We start from the raw sequence: 2,052 nt of genomic DNA, 5'->3' as shown, positions 1-2,052 counted from the left end.
TCGGCTGCGCGCCGGATACGTTTCTGGGGGGCGGCCTGCAGACATCGCTGAAGCTGATCGACGACGGCTGGATCGGTACGCCGTACGGGGCAAGCGGCACGATTCTGATGGGAAATCCGGCGGACAGCGGGCACCCTAACTTTCATAACTTTCTTACGCTCGGCGGCGATCCGATGATGGATATGGGGCCGTATTACATTACCGCACTTGTCGCCATGTTCGGGCCGGTGCGCCGCGTCACCGGCACCGTCGCCCAGCTGCGCCGGGAAGCGAAGGTGACCAATCCGCAATCGCCGCGGTACGGCGAGACGGTGCCGGTAACCGCGCCGATGAATGCGGCCGCCGTTCTCGATTTCGATAACGGCGTCATTGCGACGCTGCATACGGCCAAGGAGAGCTACGGCTATATGCCCAGATTGGAGGTATACGGCACGGAAGGCATATTGATCGTTCCGGATCCGAACATGTTCGGCGGGCCGATCGTGCTGAAGCAGCGGAACGGCCGGACGAGCGAGATGCCTTATTCACACGGCTTCACGGACAACAGCCGCGGCATCGGCGTTGCCGATATGGCCCATGCGATCCGTTCCGGCAGACCGCACCGCGCAAGCGGCAAGCTGGCCCGCCATGTCCTCGACGTGATGCTCGGCGTATTCGACGCCGCCGCATCCGGCCGCGCCAGCGAAATTGCCGCGAAGACGGAACGGCCGGCGCCGCTGCCGCTCGGCCTTCCGGGCCACCGTCTGGACGAGTAAGGAGGGTATTGCGATGCAACACGAATATGACAAAACAAAGGAAATCCGGGTCGGCCTTGTCGGATTCGGCTTTGCCGGGAAAGTGTTTCATGCGCCGGTTATAACGGCCGTTCCGGGTATGCGGCTGGCCAAAATTGTCGAGCGGAACGGCGATTCGTCCCGGAAGCTCTATCCGGAATCGGAAACCGTCCGCCACGTGAATGAAGTGCTTGAGGACGCGTCCATCGATCTGGTCGTCGTCGCGACTCCGAGTCCGACGCATTATGCGGTTGCCCGCGAAGCGCTGCTGGCGGGCAAGCATGTCGTCGTGGAGAAGCCTTTCACCGCAACGAGCGCGGAGGCGGACGAACTGATCGCGCTGGCCGCCCGGCAGCGCAAAATGTTAAGCGTCTATCATAACCGCAGGTGGGACGGAGATTTTATGACCGTCCGCGATCTGGTGAACGCCGGAACGCTGGGCCGGCTCGTCGAATGCAGCTTGCGCTGGGACCGATTCCGTCCGGTGCCCGATCCTTCCAGATGGCGGGAAGGGGAGGCTGCGGCAGCGGGCATCTGGTACGATCTCGGCGTCCATTTTCTCGATCAGGTGCTCTGTCTGTTCGGCCCGCCCGAGACGATTCGCGCGGACATTCGCTCGCTTAGGGACGGCGCCGTCGCCGACGATTATTTCGACGTGACGCTCGAATATCCCAGCCCGTTGATCGTCAGGATAGGGGCGTCGCTGCTCGCCCGCGAACCCGGCCCCCGATATGTTCTCCATGGCACGAACGGCTCGTTCGTCAAGCATGGCATCGATCCCCAGGAGGAGGCGCTGATCCGGGGTATGAGTCCCGCATCTTCGGGCTGGGGCGTGGAACCCGAAGCGCAGTGGGGACGGCTGCACGCGCAAGCGGACGGCTTGGAAATGGACGGAAGGCTCAAGACGAAGGCCGGTTCCTACGTTTCGTATTATCGCAATATATACGAGCATTTGACTGCAGGCGCGGATTTGGCCGTAACGGCGGAGCAAGCGCGCAAGTCGATCAGACTGCTTGAGCTCGGGCTGCAAAGCAGCCGTGAAGGACGGACGCTCGCTGTCCGCCTGTAGCAGCCGTTCGCCTGCTTTCCCTTCGGTTTCAAGAGCTTGCAAAGACGTTCGAACTGCGCTACAATACGGGCAAGATTTTCAAATTCATTCGGAAACGTAATGGAGGAGTCCTGCGATGCACCAATGACACATGTACCCGATCAACAGACCGTAAGAAGGCCGCAAGGCCATTGCTGCCCAAGGCGGCGGTCACGGGATACGTGTGTCAAA

At 61.5% G+C, this 2,052-nt stretch carries 2 protein-coding genes; both read left to right on the top strand.

Translation table 11 applies throughout. The features are described 5' to 3' along the window. Window positions 1-755 (top strand): Gfo/Idh/MocA family protein (locus PACILC2_RS25365; protein ID WP_213531763.1); only part of this gene is annotated, 755 nt, incomplete at its 5' end. A 13-nt stretch (window positions 756-768) separates the two neighbouring features. Further along, window positions 769-1,842 carry an oxidoreductase gene (locus PACILC2_RS25360; protein WP_213531761.1) on the top strand — a complete coding sequence of 358 codons (1,074 nt, stop codon included), beginning with the start codon at window positions 769-771 and terminating at the stop codon, window positions 1,840-1,842. Window positions 1,843-2,052 lie beyond the last annotated feature (210 nt).

The organism is Paenibacillus cisolokensis, from assembly GCF_018403665.1.
Classification (GTDB): Bacteria; Bacillota; Bacilli; order Paenibacillales; family Paenibacillaceae; genus Paenibacillus_AH; species Paenibacillus_AH cisolokensis.
The sequence above is the reverse complement of the archived record's forward strand: the minus strand, read 5'-3'. Positions and strand labels throughout refer to the sequence as shown.